The organism is Micromonospora rosaria, from assembly GCF_001567585.1.
Lineage (GTDB): Bacteria > Actinomycetota > Actinomycetes > Mycobacteriales > Micromonosporaceae > Micromonospora > Micromonospora rosaria.
Genome location: NZ_LRQV01000303.1, coordinates 1 through 1,273 on the forward strand (window position 1 = coordinate 1; position 1,273 = coordinate 1,273).

Consider the following 1,273-nt stretch of genomic DNA (forward strand, 5'->3'; position numbering starts at 1 on the left):
CTGAGGTTCCCCCGGTAGCTCGGAGACTTTCGATCGTGGTCTGATAGGCCCTGACCAGGAGGTTTTCGTGCCTGCCCCTCGTAAGTACCCGGACGAGCTGCGCCAGCGTGCGGTGCGGCTCTACCGGGAGTCCGACCCCAAACCGGTGATCAAGCGCCTGGCCGAGCAACTCGGTGTGCATCCCGAGGCGCTGCGCAACTGGATCCGCCAGGACCAGGCTGATCACGGTGAACGCTTCGACCAGCCCACCACCGCCGAGGCCGAGGAACTGCGCCGGCTCCGCAAAGAGAATGCTGAGCTGCGCAGAGCCAACGAGATCCTCAAGGCCGCATCCGCTTTTTTCGCATCGGAACTCGACCCGACCCGGCGACGGTCATGACGCTCGTGAACGAGCTGCGTGGCCGCTTCGGGGTCGAGCCCGTCCTCCGGGTCCTCAAGATCGCCCCGTCGACCTACTACGGCTGGCTGGCCCGGGAGGCCGCCCCTGGGCCACGGGAGGTCGAGGACCGCGGGTTGCTGTCGGAGATCGTCGACATCCACGACCGGTCCGGGCAGACGTATGGCAGCCCGCGGGTGCACGCCACCCTCGCCCGCCGTGGCCTCCGCGTCGGCCGTAAACGGGTCGAGCGGCTGATGCGCGAACACGACCTGCAGGGCGCGTTCCTGCGTAAGGGCTGGCGGGGCGGGTCCACCACGCAGAACCCGAAGGCCGATCCGGCGCCAGACCTGGTCAACCGGAACTTCACCACCGACGCCCCGAACCGGCTGTGGGTGGCCGACGCGACCCGCATCGCCTGCGGTGACGGGGTGCTGTGGCTGGCCGCGGTCCGCGACGCGTTCTCCAACCGGATCGTCGGGTGGAGGACCTCCGACCGATGCAACACCGACCTCGTCCTCGGCGCCCTGGAGTACGGGATCTGGTCGCGCGACGTGCGTGACGGACAGTTGATCCATCACAGCGACCGCGGATCGACCTACACCGCGATTAGATTCTCGGAACGCCTGGCAGACAACGGGATCCTGCCCTCGATGGGGTCCGTCGGAGACTCCTACGACAACGCCCTGATGGAGAACTTCTTCAGCACGCTGAAGATCGAACTGGTCTACCGACGCTCGTGGCGCACCCGAGACGAGGCGGAAAACGCGATCTTCGCCTACATCGACGGGTGGTACAACCGCGAACGCATCCAGAAGGACCTCGGCTGGCTGTCCCCGGACGAGTACGAGGCCACCTGGTATGCAAAGAACATCGATACACCGAACCCCGTGAACA

Annotated in this window: 2 protein-coding genes and 1 other annotated feature; both genes read left to right on the forward strand. The window is 66.5% G+C overall.

The features are described from left to right. Positions 1 to 67 precede the first annotated feature (67 nt). Positions 68 to 379: a transposase gene (locus AWW66_RS32200; protein ID WP_067374605.1), complete on the forward strand. Its 312-nt coding sequence runs from the start codon at positions 68 to 70 to the stop codon at positions 377 to 379. Then, positions 334 to 447: a sequence feature (AL1L pseudoknot), on the forward strand. (Overlaps the previous gene by 46 nt.) Next, positions 376 to 1,273, forward strand: an 898-nt coding sequence (locus AWW66_RS32205; protein ID WP_067374607.1) for an IS3 family transposase, incomplete at its 3' end; no start/stop codon positions are given. Its footprint overlaps the feature before it by 72 nt. The genes AWW66_RS32200 and AWW66_RS32205, both read left to right, overlap by 4 nt.